Origin of the sequence: Nonomuraea sp. AD125B (assembly GCF_041402765.1) — a bacterium.
GTDB classification, from domain to species: domain Bacteria; phylum Actinomycetota; class Actinomycetes; order Streptosporangiales; family Streptosporangiaceae; genus Nonomuraea; species Nonomuraea bangladeshensis.
Map to the genome: position 1 here is coordinate 32215 of NZ_JBGLOU010000013.1, position 17372 is coordinate 49586.

Annotated in this window: 13 protein-coding genes and 1 pseudogene; 11 read left to right on the forward strand and 3 right to left on the reverse strand. The window is 69.9% G+C overall.

Going from position 1 to position 17372, the window contains the following annotated elements; translation table 11 throughout:
* The first annotated feature begins 93 nt into the window (after window positions 1-93).
* From ACBR40_RS31015 to ACBR40_RS31040, 6 genes and pseudogenes are all read left to right on the forward strand, one after another.
* Window positions 94-913 (forward strand): annotated as a pseudogene (locus ACBR40_RS31015) (transposase family protein).
* A gap of 179 nt (window positions 914-1092) precedes the next feature.
* Window positions 1093-1992, forward strand: coding sequence for a hypothetical protein (locus ACBR40_RS31020; protein WP_371251048.1), 900 nt, complete (start codon window positions 1093-1095; stop codon window positions 1990-1992).
* A gap of 7 nt (window positions 1993-1999) precedes the next feature.
* Window positions 2000-2422 carry a hypothetical protein gene (locus tag ACBR40_RS31025; protein ID WP_371251049.1) on the forward strand — a complete coding sequence of 141 codons (423 nt, stop codon included), beginning with the start codon at window positions 2000-2002 and terminating at the stop codon, window positions 2420-2422.
* Window positions 2419-2937 carry a hypothetical protein gene (locus ACBR40_RS31030; RefSeq protein ID WP_371251050.1) on the forward strand — a complete coding sequence of 173 codons (519 nt, stop codon included), beginning with the start codon at window positions 2419-2421 and terminating at the stop codon, window positions 2935-2937. Before ACBR40_RS31025 ends, ACBR40_RS31030 begins: the two co-directional genes overlap by 4 nt.
* A 30-nt stretch (window positions 2938-2967) precedes the next feature.
* A complete protein-coding gene (locus tag ACBR40_RS31035; RefSeq protein ID WP_371251051.1) occupies window positions 2968-4683 on the forward strand; it encodes a hypothetical protein in 1716 nt (571 codons plus the stop codon).
* Between the two features lie 8 nt (window positions 4684-4691).
* On the forward strand, window positions 4692-5240 hold the full coding sequence (locus ACBR40_RS31040; RefSeq protein ID WP_371251052.1) for a nucleoside 2-deoxyribosyltransferase: 549 nt from the start codon (window positions 4692-4694) through the stop codon (window positions 5238-5240).
* Window positions 5241-5245: 5 nt separating this feature from the next.
* Here ACBR40_RS31040 and ACBR40_RS31045 read toward each other — a convergent pair whose 3' ends face one another.
* Window positions 5246-5854: a hypothetical protein gene (locus ACBR40_RS31045; protein WP_371251053.1), complete on the reverse strand. Its 609-nt coding sequence runs from the start codon at window positions 5852-5854 to the stop codon at window positions 5246-5248.
* 385 nt (window positions 5855-6239) lie between these two features.
* Between ACBR40_RS31045 and ACBR40_RS31050 the strand changes: the two genes are divergently transcribed.
* The gene (locus ACBR40_RS31050; RefSeq protein WP_371251054.1) at window positions 6240-8963 is read left to right on the forward strand and encodes a hypothetical protein; all 2724 of its coding nucleotides are present in this window, start codon (window positions 6240-6242) and stop codon (window positions 8961-8963) included.
* Window positions 8964-8981: 18 nt separating this feature from the next.
* Here ACBR40_RS31050 and ACBR40_RS31055 read toward each other — a convergent pair whose 3' ends face one another.
* A complete protein-coding gene (locus tag ACBR40_RS31055; RefSeq protein ID WP_371251055.1) occupies window positions 8982-9608 on the reverse strand; it encodes a hypothetical protein in 627 nt (208 codons plus the stop codon).
* A 256-nt stretch (window positions 9609-9864) separates the two neighbouring features.
* Between ACBR40_RS31055 and ACBR40_RS31060 the strand changes: the two genes are divergently transcribed.
* Together ACBR40_RS31060 and ACBR40_RS31065 are read left to right on the forward strand one after the other, a co-directional pair.
* Window positions 9865-10158 (forward strand): hypothetical protein, encoded by a 294-nt coding sequence (locus ACBR40_RS31060; protein WP_371251056.1) that lies wholly within the window; start codon window positions 9865-9867, stop codon window positions 10156-10158.
* A 183-nt stretch (window positions 10159-10341) separates the two neighbouring features.
* Window positions 10342-10689 (forward strand): hypothetical protein, encoded by a 348-nt coding sequence (locus ACBR40_RS31065; protein WP_371251057.1) that lies wholly within the window; start codon window positions 10342-10344, stop codon window positions 10687-10689.
* Here ACBR40_RS31065 and ACBR40_RS31070 read toward each other — a convergent pair.
* Entirely contained in the window at window positions 10679-11341 is a 663-nt protein-coding gene (locus ACBR40_RS31070; RefSeq protein WP_371251058.1) for an adenylate kinase family protein, read from the reverse strand. The genes ACBR40_RS31065 and ACBR40_RS31070 overlap by 11 nt on opposite strands.
* A gap of 128 nt (window positions 11342-11469) precedes the next feature.
* On the opposite strand from ACBR40_RS31070, the gene ACBR40_RS31075 reads away from it, so the two are divergent.
* Together ACBR40_RS31075 and ACBR40_RS31080 are read left to right on the forward strand one after the other, a co-directional pair.
* Entirely contained in the window at window positions 11470-12717 is a 1248-nt protein-coding gene (locus tag ACBR40_RS31075; RefSeq protein ID WP_371251059.1) for a C39 family peptidase, read from the forward strand.
* A 152-nt stretch (window positions 12718-12869) separates the two neighbouring features.
* Window positions 12870-17369: a hypothetical protein gene (locus tag ACBR40_RS31080; RefSeq protein WP_371251060.1), complete on the forward strand. Its 4500-nt coding sequence runs from the start codon at window positions 12870-12872 to the stop codon at window positions 17367-17369.
* Window positions 17370-17372 lie beyond the last annotated feature (3 nt).

Consider the following 17372-nt stretch of genomic DNA (forward strand, 5'->3'; position numbering starts at 1 on the left):
AGTCGCGAAAGACAGGATCAGGCTCAAAGCAAACAAAGCGACTGCCTATCCGCAACTCACAGAGATCACATCACAACCGCCGAAAGGCCGCACGTGATTGCTCATCGCGCCACGCTCGACGTCTCCCGCGCGCTGATACACCACGTTGCCGGGTCGCTGCGGGACGAACGGCGCCGTCTCGGCACCCCGCAGGGCAGCCGCGCCTTACTCCGTTCTGGCAAGCGGTGCTGATCCTGCGCTGGTTCCGGGGCGAGCACGACATCCCCAAGCTCGGCCGCGTTCACCGCATCTCGCGGGCCACCGCCTACCGCTACATCGCCGAGGGCGTCCTGGCAGCTCAGGTCCCTGACCTGCACGAGGCGCTCGACCGTGCCCACGCCGAAGGGCTGGCCTTCGTGACCCTGATCCCCATCGATCGCTGCCCGCCGAGCAGAGCCTCAGCGTCAAGGGCGAGATCATCGACGCCTGGTATCCGGGTAAGGCTCGCCGGCACGCCGGCAACCTGCGGGCCCTGTCAGCCCCCAACGGACTGCCGTTGTGGATCGCCGACGTCGAACCCGGCTCCGTCCACGATCTGACCGCCGCCCGCGCCCACGTCATCGGCGCGCTGTACGCCGCGGCCGCAGCAGGACTGCCCACCCTGGCCGACGGTGGCTACGAGGGGGCCGGGATCGGCATCCACATGCCGATCAGACAACCCGACGAGGGCCAGGTCCTCAGCCCGGACAACCGCACCTACAACCGGCTCCTCCGAGCCCTCCGCTGCCTCGACGAACGCGGCTTCGCCCTGTTCAATGGCCGCTGGCGAACCCTTCAGCACATCACCGTCAGCCCCAGCAGAATCGGCGACATCGCCCGAGCAGCGCTTGTCCCCACCCATTTCGAGCATGACTATCTACAAAGACTTCGCTGAGATCACGTCATTGACATCCCGCGCGCACGCACGATATGGACGCGCTTATCAGAGCGTGCTACACCTGAAGACACCGATGATGCACGGGAGCATCTATGCCCGAAAATATCTGGACTGACGTCCTTAATTTGGTACGGCAAGCATGTGATCGCTTTCACCTTATCCCGCAGCATCGGCCGGTGGCTGTGGCCTTCTCCGGCGGCAAGGACTCGTTGCTTCTTTCCCTTGCCCTTCGGGAACTTGGCGTGCCGATCGTCTGCATCGCGGTGGACATGGGTTATGAAGCAGATTGGGGACGCCGTGTCGCCGCATTGGGCGAGCGATCTCATCTGCCTGTCGAGGTGATTGACGTACGGCGTGGAATCGTCGCCGAGGAGCAAGAAGATCGGCAGCGAATCAGCCGGAGCCTGCGCGCACTCGAGGTCATCCAGCCTGGCGCGACTCCATGTACGCACTGTTACAACGTGAAGGTCGCCGCGCTGGAGAACGCCGTACGCGCCCATGACGTATCGACCGTCGCCTTCGAGCATCACCGTACGGACGCCATGGCCTCGCTGGTCAAAGAGGCGCTCATGTACGTCGACAGATGGGACCGCGGCCACCCGGTGTTCGTCCGGGATCACTTCAGTGAGCTGGTGGCACAGCTCAGGAGAGAGGCGGAGGCCCCGCCTGACGCGGAGCACGCGCTGACCGACAGGATCACCGAACTGGTCCACACGGACATTGTTGACACAGACGAACCGCCTCGGCAGCCGTTGAACAGAGATAATCCGGGTATCACTGCCGTCAGACCACTCTTTTTCGTCGATGAGATATTGATCGCCGAAATGGTGGCGAACCGGCTGGCCGACGTCGAGGGACCAGGGTGTGGACACGGTTTGACGGCGAACTACCTGACGCCGCGAGAGATGGTCCACTATCGTGTGCTGCAAGCCGCTCACCATCCATGGTTCGATGCGCATTTGCAGCGCTTGCTGATGCATGGGATAGATGCGCAAGGCAGGGCGCGCCTGGAGGCGCGACGTCGCCGGATCGCGTTGCTCGGCGACCAATACAAGCCAGGTATCAACAAGTCTTAGGATTGCCGTGACCACCGTAACCATTTGCGGAAGCGCAAGGCACCGCGACGCCATTTATCAGACCGCCGAGCTCTTGGAGGAAGCGGGATTCATCGTCCTCAAGCCTCCGTTGCACCGCATCGACGAACTCACGGGCGACAGCTCGTCCGAGGTCAAGGAACTGGCCTGGAAAGGCGCGACCTTCGCGCATCTCAACCGCATACTCAAGGCCGATGTCGTCTTCATCGTCAATCCTGACGGCTATGTCGGATCCAGCACCACCCTTGAGCTGGGGTACGCGGTGGCACATCGCAAGCTCATCGCCGCGATGATGCCCGACGCCTACGAGCTGGCCAGAAGCGTTCTCTTCGACCTGCTGCTGCACTGCACCGACGTCGAGAAGGCCGTGAGCGGCCTGTCGAAACGACTTGCACCCGTGGCCGGATCATGAAGGGGGATCTCGGCTCCGGGTTAGCCGACAGGTGGAACGACCTGCGAGACGATCCGTCCGCGGCGCCGGCGGATTTCGCCCCGGTCCTGAGAATTCTGGCGGACGCGGGACTCGTCAAGGGCGACGAGGAGGCACTGACGACGCTCCAGGTTGGACCGTTCCGCGTCGCCGCGACGCCGTATGAGACTGCCACCAAGGACTTCGTCGACGTCCTGCTCCCGTCGCTGATCGTAGGACTCGGGGACGGGATGCCCGTCCACGGCGCTGTCGCCGGGACGCTGGCCGGAGCCACCCGGTGCTTCATCAATGCGCTGCGCTGCGGAGTCGTCTTCGGCCGGTCGCCGGTCGATCGCCTTCGGTGGGCTGTGCTCATGCACATCAAACAGCGGCGCCCGACTGTGGCGGAGACGGCTGCGGCGTTCGGGGAGGAGCCTGTCACCGAGGCGGTCGCGTGGCTTGAGGCCGCATCGTTGATCAGGCGGAGTCCCGACGGAACGCTCGAGAGCCTGGCGTGAGGGCCCATGCTCGGCAGCGCTACTCACCTCATGACCGATGGGGACGGCGCGGTGCTCGGTGTCGCTTTTCAGGTGCCCGTGCTCGACGCGCAACGCCCTGGCAGCTTCCTGCTCACCGCCGCGCACTGTGTGAGGCCGTTGTTCGACCGGTCGCAGCATGTGCGGATCTGCTCGCCGAACGGCACCGAAAGCGATTGCGGCATACTTTTCTGCGCCGCCGAGGATGTCGCGCTTCTCTACCACGCCGATCGGCTCGGCGAGCCCCTGCCCTGCGTCGCGGACCGGACAGAGGGCGACGTGCTCGTACGAGGCGCCCCATACGGGGTGGCCAGCGGCCAGGCCACGTTCGATGCCTGCCTGGCCGGCGTCGAGGGGGGTCTGCTCGATATCGTCCTGAGATCGCTGACGTACGTGGAGCCGGAAGCCGGGCACGATCCGCTCGTCCCGCTTCCAGGCAGCCCGGTCTACCGGGCGCTCCGCGGGCTCTCAGGCGCACCGGTCATGCGCGTACGGGCCGATCGAAGCGTGCAGGTCATAGGACTTGTCACACACCGCAACACGAGAGGCATCGCCAATCGGATCTACGGGATCCCGACGGATCGGCTCGTGGAAATCTTGGCGGCCCAGAACTTCACCCTGCAGGTGACGACGGATCCCCGGCAGACGAGCTCCGACAGGACCATCCTCACTGGCCTGCTCCGCGAGTTGATCACGGAGCCGGGCGGTGACCTGATGCTGTGGACACGACTGTCGGGGCTGTTCTACTCCGGCGAACCGATCGACCGCATCCTCGAGGCCATGCTGGCGGAGCCGCAGCGCTACGGCTTGGACGACCTCGCGCTGGCGCGAGCCGGGTTCGTACACGCTCGGCTGCGGCTCAAGCGCGAGGCGGGCGCCGCGTCGCTCGTCCGGTTGCGAGAGGCCAAGGCGCGTGCTGACCGGGCCGACCCTCAGGACGAATCCGGATTGTCCGCCCTGATGGGTCTCAGATTGCTGATGGAAAGCTCTCGAAGTGGCGACCCGAAGAACCACGCCTATCTTTTCGAGCAGGCGATCGGGAAAATCTCCGGGGCGAGTTCCTTGACGGACCGGCAGAAAGCCTATGAGATGGCCTCCGCTTTGGGCAGGGAGGCCGTGCTGGCGTATCTCAGCGATCCGCCGCCCTGGCCTGCGGACAGCGTCACCGCCGGCTACTACAAGCGGCTTGAGAACCAGCACCTGTCACTTCTCCAGGAGTACGGCGCGGCGCTGCGGGACAAGCAGGAAGTGGTTCACATCGGGCTGGCCATCGCGCCGGCCATTTGGGAGGTCTCGACCAAGGCAGAACAGGTCGATGCATTGGTCATCACGGGCAAGAACGCTGCTACACAGCGATCGAACGCCATTTTCTACTGCCAGATGCTGCTCGTCGAGGCGATGCTGTGCCGACGAAAGCAGAGTCATCTCCGCGCGTTCACGCTAGCCTGTCTGACCACGCAGGCTCTCAACAACGCCGGACTGCTGCTCTCCCATGAGGGTGTCGCCGCGATTCTTCGATGTGTCGAGGTCGTCGACCCCTCGCTCCATCGCCTGGTCACACTGGTGCACAAGTTCGGCATCAGGAAGGGAGTCGAGATAGTGAAATGCGTGTCGACCGAGAACGTGGAGGTCATCGACAGGGCCGGCCGGATCGCCGTGCCCTACTCCGAACAGGTGCGGGATCTCAAAGACATCATGACACTTCAGTTGGACGTGCTGGGGGAATAGGGGGAACGATGACGATCAGGGTCTATCTCGCCGGCCCCTTCACGGCCGTCGCCGCGTCGGCTTCCGGCATCATCGATGTCCACTCTCCGTGGCGTCACGTGTTGGAGGACACGGAACGGGCGCTGGTTGATCGGGGATGGCAGGTGTTTCTTCCGCATCGTGACGTGAGCGACTGGGGGCTGCGTGAGGCGCCTCCCGAACAGATCGCCACGGAATGTCTGGAAGCGGTGCTGAGAAGTGACTGCGTCGTCGCTGTCCTGGGCGAGAGCTTCGGGACGCACGTCGAGGTGGGGACGGCCATCGGCCGGAACATCCCGATCATCGTCATCGACGCGACCGAAGAGGCGAGCAGCTTTTTCGGCAAGGCCGTGACGGCATCCAGGCTGGTCACCGCCATCCGTCTGGACAACCTGTGCGAGTTGCCGGCCGCCGTGGCGAGCGAGCGGTTCGACCAGGCCGTGCATCGTGCGGGGGTCCTGCCCCGCCGGTCCTCCGGCTCGCTCCGAGGGAGACCAGCGGCCGGTGGTGACATGGCCCCCAGCCTCACCTCGTCGTGAGGCTGTCAGCCGCGTCGGCATCTCGGCTCAGGCGCCGAGGCGCCCAGCGCCTTCTCGAGCGTCTCGATGACGCTTCGCCTCAGTGCCGAGAAGGTACCGGAATTGTCGATCGAGCCGTCCGGCTCGATCACGTGCAGATTGTTCTCCGTCACATGGGTCGCCGACGCCAGGGACAGGTCTCCTCGCCCGCGGCGCCGCGACAGGCAGACCTCGTCGGGGGCGAAGACCCGGACGAGAGTGAAGCCGATGCTCCGCATGAACACGTGGTCCGGGAACCGCATGTCGTCACAGACGATCAATGAGGGCACGTCTCCCAGAGCATGTCGGACGTCGTGAAGTCTCGCCAGGAATCGGTCATGGAGCAGCATGGGATTTATTCTTCTCATGTGCCTGCCCAGAGAGTTCAGCAGTTCGCCGTCCTTCTGGTAGAAATCATCCAGACTCGCGCCGGCGATACGATAGACGGCCGATTGGGCCTCGTAGAGCGGGTCGGCGAGTTTGATCACGGCACAGGGCAGGCCAATAGCGCCGCAATAATCTTCCAGGATTCCGGCGGCCGAGCTTTTTCCGGAGCCAGGCGGGCCGTAAAGAGCGATTTTGACCGAATCATCCACCGATCCTCCTCGTTCTCCCCCAGGGCACCACACAAGCGGTCCGACATTGCAGGAGTTACGCGGGGAGAGCCAACGTACAAAACACAGGTCGCCGCTTGCGGGATGCTTGCGACCATCATCCATCGTTGACACACGGAAAGCTACACATTCGACAGGAAATGCGTTTGGAGCGAATGCCTTCACCATACTGTCTTTCGACAGGGCGCCTTCTGCGACGGGCGCGGTCGCCCCCTGCCCCGCCGGAGATCAGCAGGCTCGTCGTCGATCAGCAGCAGCGGCACGCACGGTGGCATGAACCTGGCTTTTCCGTCAGTAAGTGTGGCGCGATGATGACGTGGTGGGGATCAGGCGAACATTATGGTGGCTGGGCGGCATCGCGCTCATAGTGGCAGTGATCACCTGGGGCAATGCCCTGGACTGGTGGAACATCCTGGTTGACCCCAAGCATAAGAATTACCCGCACCTGGGGACGCTCAATCAGGTCGCCGGCATTTTGAGCTTGTTGACCAGCGTCTTCATCGGGCTCTACCAGATCCGCCTCGCCAAGAAGCCCGTCATCCAGGCCCCTCGCGCGGAGGAGCAGCCGCAGCGCGAGCAGCCTCACGAGACCGCGTCTCAGCCCGCGATCATCCCACGCCGATCCCCCGGCATCGTCGATCGCACCGAAGAGATCTCTGTTCTGCGAGAGCGACTGATGGGGGGCGCGTCCGGCGTCATGATCGTTACCGGCCCGGCGGGGGTCGGGAAGGCGGAGCTCGTGGAAGAGGTCCTGTGGCATCTGGAGCACGCCGTCCCCGGCCCGCCCCTAACGTCGCGGCCGCGGGTCGTCCGCCACGAGGTTGTCCCGGACCTGGGCCAGGACGCGGGCATCGACGTCGGCGTACTCGTCGCCGACATCGAGAACCTGTCCGACGACGACGCGGCGTTACGGAAGGCGATCGGCCTCCAGCATTCCCCTCTCGACCAGCTCACGGCCGCCCTGGAGAAACACCGGGACACGCCCGTGGTGATCGCCCTCAAGCACGCGGAGTGCCTCTTCGATCCCGTCACCAGGCAGTTGCGGGACCCCGAGCTGGACGAGGCGTTCGAGATCCTCACGAAGAACACCCAGCACCAGGTCAGCGTGGTCCTGACGATGCGGCACCCGCCGAAGTCCCTCGGGCGGGGCACCTGGCCGGAGCGCTGGCAAATCGCCGTCAAGGGGCTCAGGCCCGGCGACTTCCTCGAATACGTCAAGCGGCTGGCCGGCGAGGAGACGCTCGTGAGCAACGCGGTGGCCGGGCTCCACGGCCTGCTTCAGGGCAACCCCCGCAACACACAACTGGCGTGCGCCGCCTTCCGGTTCGCCCGGGAGGCCCCCCACGAGCTCGCCGCCGAGATCAGCCATCGCAAGAGCAGAGATGGTGTGCTCGGCTTCCTCATCCAGCGGCTCATCGCCGGTCTCAATCCCCTGGAGCGCCGTGCGCTCGAGGCTCTGGACGCGTACGGAACCTCCGTCCGCCTCGACGCGGTATGCGCACTCGTCGTCGAGGAGCACCACGAGCCGCATCCCTCTGACGACGTGGAGAACGCGCTGACGAAGCTGGTGGAAAGGCACCTGGCCGTGAAGACGGCCCAGGGTGAATACCGCCTGTCCCTGTCGGAGGCCGAGCGGAAGTGGGCCGGCTTGCCGAACGGGACCGGACCCGCGGACGACAGGTCGTACGAGCTGCTGCGCCGTGCCGGTTACGAGCTCCACGACCGGCGTGTCACCCGGCCACGTTCCCTCGCGGACCTGCGCGTCGCTCTCGCCGAGCTCAGGGCGTTGATGCGGGCCGGCGATCTGTGGGACCGCGCCTACAACCGTGTTGAAGACGAGCTCGACCCGGAACTCCGCAAGCGTAACTGCGTGTCCCTTCTGCTCGAAACGCGCGAGAAGCTGCGCGGAAAGCTTGGCAGTGAGAGGCGTGAGATGGCCAACCACAACGCCCTCGGTGAGCTCTACGCCTCCAGAGGCGACTTCACCAACGCCAATCAGGCCTACGGCCAGGCCCTCGAATACGCGAACCTCCTGCAGAGCCTGCCCTGCCAGACGGTGATCCGCGCCAACTGGGCCGGAGCGTACTGGAGGCACTTCGAGGTCGAGACCGCGTACGGATACTACGAGCTCGCCCGCGACGATCACGACAAGCTGCTCCACAGCGACCCGGAGGTCTACCGCGACCTGCTGCCCCTGCGAATGAACATCTTCGAGGGGCTGGCGGACTGCCATCGACACTGGGGCGAGTACACCAAGGCCATCGAGTTCGCCAGGAAAGCCCGCTCCGTGCCGGAGTCGGAGGGATATCCCCGCACCCCGGAAGTGCGGGACCTCAGCAATCGCAGTCGCGTCGGCATCGGCATGAAGCTGGCCCGCTGGCATCTCGAGCTCGGCGACCGGGAGGGCGCCGAGCGCCTCGACGAAACCGTGCGGCTGGAGCTGAACGGGCACGGCCAGGACTGGCTGGAGAGCGTCTATCAGGACGGGCACGCCTACCTGCTGCTGGGCCGCGACGTCGAGGAGGCGACACGGACAGCGCAGCGGGCGGTTGAGCTCGCCAGGGAATTCACCGATCCCGTCATCCTGCTGCAGGCACGTACCACTCTCTGCCTGGCATACCTCGAGAAGAACGATCTCGACGCCGCTGCACGGCAGATCGAGGCCGCCATGCCGTACCGGCACCGCGGCGGTTCGCTTCTGCCTCCAGCCCTTCACGCGCTGGTCGCGGCCGGTCTTGATCCGGACAGCGGCGGCGACCAGGCCGACGAGCGATTTCGGCTCCTGCTCGCCGAGACCGAAGAGCGCATACAGCAGGACCGGCACGACGTCGCCGCCTGGGATTTCAAGGGCTTCGCCGGCTGCGGCCTGTTCCTGTACGGCGAAGGCGAGCTCAAGGACGCGATCGCGGCCTTTCTGACGGCCCGCACCACGACCCGGGACGTGCTCGGGACCAGAGAGCCGACCCCTGGCCTGGTCGAGCAGTGGATCTCGCTGCTCGAACGACTGGACGCCTACGGCCGCCCGCCGGGGTTGCTCCGGCCGGTCATCGACGTTCTCTGCGTGATGCAGGCGCGTACCAGCGGAGCGTGAGCACGGCGGAGGGTCGTCTCAGCGCCGGGTGCCGCGGAGTCCGTCCTCGGCGTCCTCGTGGGAATCGGTCACGGCGGCGAGCCAGCCCCGTTCCTGGGCGCGGACGATCGCCTGGATGCGCGTAGCGACACCCATCTCCCGATAGAGCGCTTGGAGGAGCCGGAACATCGCGCGTTCCGAGTAACCGGCCCGGTCGGCGAGGTCAGCCACCGTCACACCCTCGGCGAGCTGTCTCAGCCACGAGAGCTGCTGTGGGCTGAGCGTCTCCGGGCTCGTCTCGACCCGGTGTGTCCCGGTGGCGAGCGCGGTGACCACGTCCGCCGGCAGCACCGCCTGCCCGTCGAACGTCGCCTCCACCGTGCGCCGCAGCACGGCCGCCGTCACCTCGCGCGGCAGCACGGACCGGGCGCCGGCCCGCACCGCTCGCGTCCCGAGCACGACGGACTGCTCCGCGATGAGTGCGATCACCCCGTGCCCGCCGCCTGCGTCGCGCAGCCGTCCGAGCAGCTCCCAGTCCTGCTCGCGTACGAGGGTCAACAGGATCACGCCCCGCTGCTCCTGGCGCACCCATGCCAGCACGTCGGCCGGGGACTCGACCAGATGACCCGCCGTGGACAGGACCGCATCGACCCCCTGGCGATACATAGGCAGAGGGTCGACAACCGCGACATGGACGGCCACCGGTGGCAGGATGTCCCTTCTCCACGACTACAGCGGCAGCCTGCGGGCAGCCGATGCAAACGGGCTTCAGCCTAGATATCAGGATCGCCAGGTTCCCAGGAGCGCTGGGCGGATTGGGCAGGCTCCTGCGGCCCGTCGCCATGATCCCGCCAAGGACCGGTCATGGACCTGCGGTGCGAGACCTTCCTAGCGTCGAAGCCACCTACGCCAGGAGGTCTCAATGGACAGGGGTAACTCCACGCCGTTCTACATGATCTTCACCGACGACTCACGCACCTTCAGAGCGTTGCGGCCGACCGAGACGCGCGGTGTGGTCTGGGAGCGCGAGCGGCTGGCCATCCTGGAACAGGCCAGGAAGCACCCCCACTGGGCTCCGCTGGACATCAGGAAGGAGCTCATGCGATCCGAGCGCGAAATGGTCCGCCAACTCGGAGGCGAGTTGTTGCTGCGCCTGATCGAGGTGGTCATCGGCAAGAAGGGCCCCGGCACCGCGGACCGGGTTCCTCTCCCCTGAGAGCCCTTGATCGTTACAGCTTCCCGCGGCATGGGGGACGCTTGGGCGTCATGGTGGGCTCATGACGAGGGATCTGGTTCGGGGTGGCTGGGTCGGGCTGGTCGTCGCGGCCGTGGTCGGGTAGTCGGCGTCGCGGCTCTACGCCGAGGACATCGATGCGTACACCGACCACCCTTGTTGGTCGTGGCTGTCGCGGTGGCCGTGCCCGTCGGGGTGTTGCTGGCCGTGTGGCTGAGGATCACCCGGCCGGTCCGCAGTGGGCTGCTCGCGGTCGTGTTGCTGGTGGTGTCGAAGAACGCGGTGGATCTGGTCGTGCCGAGTCCGGGTCCTCGGCTGGCGTTCGCGGAGTTCGTCGTGCTGGCGATCGTGAGTTGCGCAAGCGCGGCCGCGTTGACGGAAGCACTCTTGCCGCGGGTCGCCGCGGCCGTGGCCGTGAACGGGCGCGTGATCATGACGCGCGGGAGGCGTGCGTGGCGTGGGAGCGGAACTCCGGGTCCTGTGAGCGAGCGGCAGATGATCGTCAGCCCGTGACGGGGGGCGGCTCGTACGGGGGGAGGTTGAAGCGGGTGCGGATGGCCTGTTGGACGGTTGTCTTGTCGGCGCGGGCGTCCACCGTCATGACGTACTCCTTGCGCCGGAACAGCTCCAGCACCGGGTCGGTCTTGTCGTGGTAGTCGCGCAGCCGGCGCGCCAGCGCGTCCGGGGTGTCGTCCGCTCTGGTGACCAGTTCGCCGCCGCACACGTCGCAGCGGCCCTCGGCCTCGGGGCGGTGGGCGATGAGGTTGTAGTCCATGCCGCAGCGGGAGCAGAGCCGGCGGGCGAGGACGCGGCGGCGGACCTCGTCGTCGGGCAGGTCGAGGTGGATGACGCCGTCGATGTCGTAGCTCTCCAGGAAGAACTCCGCCTGCCGGCGGTTGCGGGGGAAGCCGTCGATGACGAAGCCGAAGTTCCAGTCGTGGAGCTGGAGCCGGTCGCGTACGACGGACTCCACCAGGTCGTCGCCCACCAGCTCGCCGGCCGCGACCAGGCGGCGGACCTGGGCGCCGAGCTTGGTGTGGTTCTTGACGTGCCAGCGGAAGATGTCGCCGACGCTGATGTGCGTCAGGTCGAGGTCGCCCGCCAGCAGCGCGCTCTGGGTGCCCTTGCCGCTCCCCTGCACGCCCATGATCACGTACTTCCGCATGGCTCACGACCCTATGCGGCAGGCGGGGCGGGCGCGGCGATACGTAGATTTCCGGATGACCGGCGGGCGGCGCTTGCCTAGGGTCGGGCGGACCGTACCGAATGTACGCCTCGCGAGAAGGTGGGCACATGCGCGCGCTGACCGTGGTCCTGTCGTCCCTCCTCGTGGTGACGACCTTCGCCCCGCCCGCGACCGCGAAACCGGCCCCGGCCGGCCTGGCCGACGTCGTCTTCCAGCGGGCCGACTTCACCGCGGGCACGGCCGAGGGCACCGCAGCGGGTGACGGGCTGTCGTTCGTCTCGCCCGCGGGCACCACCTCCTACACCGACGCCCTCGGCACCAGGACCTGGGAGTACGCCCGCTGGACCGGGCCCGAGCGGGCGATCGGCTTCCCCGCCACCGAGCTGATCGCGTCCTGGACCGCCGACCTGCCGCCGGGGAGCTGGCTCCAGGTCGAGGCCCGCGCCAGGAACGCCGAAGGGCTGACGAAGTGGTACTCCCTCGGCCGCTGGGCCTACGCCGAGGGCGACATCCGCCGCACGTCGGTGGGCGGCCAGGGCGACGACGACGCCAGCGTGGCCGTGGACACGCTGGTCGCGGCGGCGGGCAAGCAGATGAGCGGCTACCAGCTCCGGCTGACGCTCTACCGGACGCCGGGCTCGTCGCTCACGCCGCGGGTGCGTACGTCCGGGGCGATGGCCTCCAACGTGCCCCAGCGCAAGACCGTGCCGGTCAGCCCCGGCGGCGGCGCCTGGGGCGTCGAGCTGGACGTGCCGCGCCGCTCCCAGAACGTCCACGTCGGCCACTACCCCGAATGGGACGGCGGCGGCGAGGCGTGGTGCAGCCCGACCTCCACCACGATGGTGCTCGGCTACTGGGGCAAGTGGCCGAGCGCGCAGGACACCGCGTGGGTGGACCCGTCCGACCCCGATCCCGAGGTCGACTACGCGGCCCGCTACACCTACGACCACGCCTACCAGGGCGCCGGCAACTGGCCGTTCAACACCGCCTACGCCGGCCGCTACGGCCTGGACGGCTTCGTCACCCGGCTGCGTTCGCTGACCGAGCTGGAGCTGCTGATCAAGGCGGGGGTGCCGGTCATCACCTCGCAGTCGTTCAAGAAGAGCGAGCTGCCCGGCGCCGGGTACGGCACCAACGGCCATCTCATGGTGGTCGTCGGCTTCACGGCGGACGGCGACGTCATCGCCAACGACCCGGCCTCGTCCAGTAACGCCGCGGTGCGGCGCGTCTACCCGCGCGCCGACTTCGAGAACGTCTGGCTGCGCAGCTCCAGCAGCGGCGGCGTCGCCTACGTCATCCACCCGGCGGGCCACGCCCTGCCCGCCACGACGCCGGGGCTGCCCGCCAACTGGTGAGCCGGTCCGGGAGGCAGAGGGGTCCGTCCTCCGGGCCCCTCGACGCCGGCCGGAGACTTCCGTACCGTTACAGCCCTCAGTGGCCACCCCCGACTGCCCGCCGTGGAGCTCCGATGACAGAGGACGATTCGGCGATTTCGGAGAGAACCCGTGTGGTTCGTTCCCGTTGGAACGGTCCACCGCTGCTGCTCGCCTCCGACGGGGCGAGGGCCGTGGTGGCGGGCACCGGGGCGCACCAGCCGGCCTCCCGGCTGCCCGTGGCCCCCGCCGTTCCCGCCACGGTCGGCGACCTCGGCCGGTGCCTGGTCGAGCGGGCCGGGCTCGCGCCCGCCCATCTGACCGTGCTGGTCGATCCCGCCACTCCGGCCGTCCTCGGCGAGGCGCTGGAGGGGGCGGCGCGGGAGGCCGCCTCGGTGCTGCTGTTCCACTACTCCGGGTACGGGATATTCGCCCCGGACGGCGAGCTGTACCTGGCCACCCGCGCCACCGTCGACCTCGCGCAGGGCGAGCCCGGTCGTCAGGCGCTGCCCTTCGGCGTCGTACGGCAGGTGCTGGCGGGGGCGGCGGCCGAGCTGGCCGTCGTGGTGCTCGACTGCTGCTTCACCGGGGGCGGCCGGCCGGTGCCCGGCAGGGCGATGGACCGGGTGTTCGAGGGGATGGGCGGCCGGGCGTACGTGCTGGCCTCGGCGAGCAGGGACGCGAACGGGTGGGCGCTGCCCGGCGTACGGCACACCGCGCTCGGCGGGGCGCTGCTGCGGCTGCTGACCGAGGGCGACCCCGACGGGCCGGCCGCCTTCACCCTGGACCAGGTTCATCATCGGCTGGCTCGCGCGTTGCCCGCCGCCGGTTTCTCCCGGCCGCGCCGGATCGCCGGGAGCGTGGGGTCCCCGGCGCCGCTCGCGCCCAACCCGGCTCATCGGCCGGGGCCGGTGGTGCCCGTGCCCGCCGGGGGTCCGCCGGCGAGCCCGTACCGGGGGCTGGCGGCGTACGGGGTGGAGCACGCGGAGCTGTTCTTCGGGCGTGAGGCGCTGGTCCGGTCGCTGATGGAGCGGGTGGGCGGTGGGCCGGTCGTGGTGACCGGGCCGTCCGGGTGCGGGAAGTCGTCGGTGTTGCGGGCCGGGCTCGTCCCGGCGTTCCTGGCGTCGCGGTCCCCGGGCGGGGAGGCGGCTGGTGTCGTCGTGTTCGCGCCGGGCGCCGACCCGCTCGGCGCGCTGGCCCGCGAGCTGGGCGCGCTCGGCGGCGGCGATCCGGTACGGCTGCGCGCGGTCATCGAGTCCGATCCCGGAGCGGCGGCGCGTGCCCTGCCGGCCGGGCGGGTGCTGGTGGTCGTGGACCCGTTCGAGGAGGTGTTCACCGAGTGCGGCGATCCGGCCGGGCGGCGGCGGTTCGTGGCGGCGCTGGGCGAGCTGGCGCGGGCGGCGGCCGTGGTGGTCTCGGTGCGCAGCGAGCACTTCGGGGCGTGCGCGGCCTATCCGGAGCTGGTGGCGGCGCTGGGGCGGCCCGAGGTCGTGCCGCCGCCTGGCGAGGCCGAGCTGCGGGCCATGATCGAGGAGCCGGCGGCGCGGTGCGGGCTCCGGCTGGAGGCCGGGCTGGCGGAGCTGGTGCTGGAGGAGCTGCGGGCGTACGAGCCGGAGCTGGAACGGGCGGGAGGCGCGCTGCCGCTGCTGTCCCACGCGCTGTTCGCGACCTGGGAACGGCGGTCCGGTGACGTGCTCGCCATGGCCGACTACCGGGCGGCCGGCGGGGTCGCGGGAGCGGTGGCGGGGAGCGCGGAGGAGGCGCTGCGGGCGCTCGGGCCGGAGTTCGAGGGGATGGCGCGGGAGCTGCTGCTGCGGATGGTGCGTACGGACGGGGCCGCCGGAGCCGCCGGGCGCCGGGTGTCCCTCGCCGCGCTGACCGGTGACGGGGCTGGGGAGGCGGCGTCCGTACGGGCGCAGGTGCTCGCGGGGCTGGCCCGCTCGCGCCTGGTCACGGTGGACGGCGGGGAGGCGGGGCTGGTGCACGACGCGCTCATCCGCGCCTGGCCGCGGCTCGGCGGGTGGGTGGACGCCGAGCGGGCCGCCACGCTCGTGCGGCGGCGGCTCGCGGAGGACGCCCGGCGCTGGGACCGCGAGGGCCGCGACCCCGCCCAGCTGTACGCCGACACCCGCCTCGCCGCCGCCATCGCCCTCACCGGCGCTCCGCCCGGGCCCGCATCGCCGGACGCCGCGGAGGGGCGGGTGGACGACGGTGGAGCACTTCCCGCCGTGGGCTCGATGACGGTGCACGGCAAACTGGTCGCCGCCGGCCGGCGCCCGGCCCGGCGTCTCCCACTTACGCGCCCCCGCCCGGATGCGGCGGGTGAAGGGCTGTCGGGGGTTGAGCGGGCGTTTCTTGCGGCGTCCGGTCGGCGGCAGCGGCGGCGCGCGCTGGCGGGCCGGGTCGTGATCGTCGCGCTCTCCGTTCTCGTGCTGGCCGCGGCTACCGGCGCGGTGCTGCAGTGGCGGGCGGCGGGGCAGGCTGGGCGGCAGGAGCGGCAGGTCGGTGCGCAGCGGGACGAGGCGCTGTCCAGGCAGGTCGCCGCCTCCGCTGCCGCTCTGCCGGACGCGGCGCTGGCCGCGCAGCTCGGGCTTGCCGCCTACCGTCTCTCCCCCACCCCGGAGGCGAGGGGCGCGCTGCTCGGGGCGCTGTCGCGGCCGATCCCGTCGCGGCTGATCGGTCACGCGGCCCCGGTGGAGCGGGTGGTGTACCGCCCGGACGGCCAGGTGCTCGCCACGGTCTCAGGTGACCGGACCGCTCGCCTGTGGAACGTCGCCGATCCCTTGCGGCCGAAGAGCGCGGGCGTCGTCACGGGCCATACGGCGGGCTTGACGGCGGCGGCGTTCAGCCCGGAGGGGAAGGTGCTCGCGACGGCGTCCGCCGACGGCACCGCCCGCCTGTGGGACGCCGCCGACCCCGCGCGGCCGAAGCCGCTGGCGACGCTCAAGGGTCACGTGGGGCCGGTGCTGTCCGTCGCGGCGGCCCCCAAGGGCGGGCTGCTCGCCACGGCCGGCGCGGACCGGACGGTGCGCTTGTGGGACGTCGCCGCCCCCGCCGCGCCCAAGGCGGTCGCCGTGCTGAGGCAGCCGGGCGAGCCCGCCGACGTGGCCTTCAGCCCGGACGGCCGCATGGTCGCCGTCACCTCCGCGACCGGGCTCACGCTGCTCGACGTGCTGACGCCCGCCACGCCGGCGACCCTGGCCGCGTTCACGTCACCGGACGGCGGCGCGGTGCGCAGTGTCGCGTTCAGCCCCGACGGGCGGAGTCTCGTCGCCGGGGCCGCCACGGGCGCGCTGCACCTGTGGAACATCGCGGCGGCCACGCTGACCGGCACCGCCGCCGGGGCCGGCGTCGCCGTGGAGGACGTGGCGTTCGGCCCGGACGGGGACATTCTCGCCGCGGCCTCCGCCGACGGGGTCGTTCGCCTGTGGGACATCGCGACGCCGGGCGAGCCGCAGCCCGCCGCCGTCCTCACCCCGACGGTGAGTACGGCGACGGGGGTCGCGTTCAGCCCGGACGGCCGGACGCTCGCGACGGCCGGCGGCGACGGCGTGGCCCGGCTGTGGAACGTGGCCGATCCGGCGCGCGTGGCCGCCCGCGCCCGGCTGGGCCGGCACACGGCGCGGGTGAACGCCCTGGCCGTCACCAAGGGCGGCGGCACTCTCGCCACCGTCTCCGACGACAAGACCGTGAAGCTGTGGGACATCGGCGACCCGGCCGCCGCCGTGCCCGTCTCCACGCTGCGCGGGCACACCGGCGCCGTGGTCGGGGTGGCGTTCAGCCCCGACGACCGGTACGTGGTCTCGGCCGCGCTCGACGGCACGGCCAGGCTGTGGGAGGTGGCGCGGCCGGCGAACCCGAAGGCCGTCGCGACGATGCGGGGACCGGCGTCGGGGCTGCGGTCGGTGGCGTACGCCCCCGGGGGCAAGCTGGTGGCGGCGATCGGCGGCGACGGCCGGACGCAGCTCTGGGACGTGTCCGCCCCGGCCGCACCGCGGCGGGTCGCGACGCCCGGTGCGGCGGCGGACGGCAGGCTGGACGCGCTCGCGTTCCGCCCGGACGGGAAGGTGCTGGCGACCGGGTCAGGCACCGCGTCCGTACGCCTGTGGGAGGTGTCGAAGCCGGCCGCGCCGCGCCTGCTCGCCGACCTGGCCGCGCAGCCGGGCGGCGTGCTGGGCCTGCGGTTCGCACCCGACGGCCGGACCCTCGCGACGACCGGCGCGGACGGCGCGGCCGCCTTGTGGGACGTCGCCGCCCCGGAGCGGCCGAAGCGGCTGGCGCTGCTGCGCGGGCACACCGGCCCGGTGACGGCGGCGGCGTTCGGGGCGGACGGCCGGACGCTGGTGACCGCCTCCCGCGACCGTACGCTCCGGGTGTGGAACGTGGCCGACCGCGCCCGCCCGTCCCTGTGGGCGGTGCTGGCGGGTCCCGAGCCGGTGGACGACGTGGTGGCGACGCCGGACGGCGCCACGCTGGCCGCCACGTCGGGCGCGGCGGTCCAGCTCTGGGGTCTCGACGTCGAGCAGGCCGCCGCCACGGTGTGCGAGCGCGCGGGCAGCGCGATCACCCGCGAGGAGTGGGCGCAGTACGTCCCCGGCCGCCCCTACGCCCTCCCCTGCCCGGCGACGGGCTAGGGC

Excerpts from the sequence above, each read along its gene's own strand:
- ACBR40_RS31030 (WP_371251050.1), top strand. The coding sequence starts at position 2,419 with ATGAAGGGGGATCTCGGCTCCGGGTTAGCCGACAGGTGGAACGACCTG.
- ACBR40_RS31035 (WP_371251051.1), top strand. The coding sequence starts at position 2,968 with ATGACCGATGGGGACGGCGCGGTGCTCGGTGTCGCTTTTCAGGTGCCC.
- ACBR40_RS31040 (WP_371251052.1), top strand. The coding sequence starts at position 4,692 with ATGACGATCAGGGTCTATCTCGCCGGCCCCTTCACGGCCGTCGCCGCG.
- ACBR40_RS31055 (WP_371251055.1), bottom strand. The coding sequence starts at position 9,608 with ATGTATCGCCAGGGGGTCGATGCGGTCCTGTCCACGGCGGGTCATCTG.
- ACBR40_RS31060 (WP_371251056.1), top strand. The coding sequence starts at position 9,865 with ATGGACAGGGGTAACTCCACGCCGTTCTACATGATCTTCACCGACGAC.
- ACBR40_RS31070 (WP_371251058.1), bottom strand. The coding sequence starts at position 11,341 with ATGCGGAAGTACGTGATCATGGGCGTGCAGGGGAGCGGCAAGGGCACC.
- ACBR40_RS31075 (WP_371251059.1), top strand. The coding sequence starts at position 11,470 with ATGCGCGCGCTGACCGTGGTCCTGTCGTCCCTCCTCGTGGTGACGACC.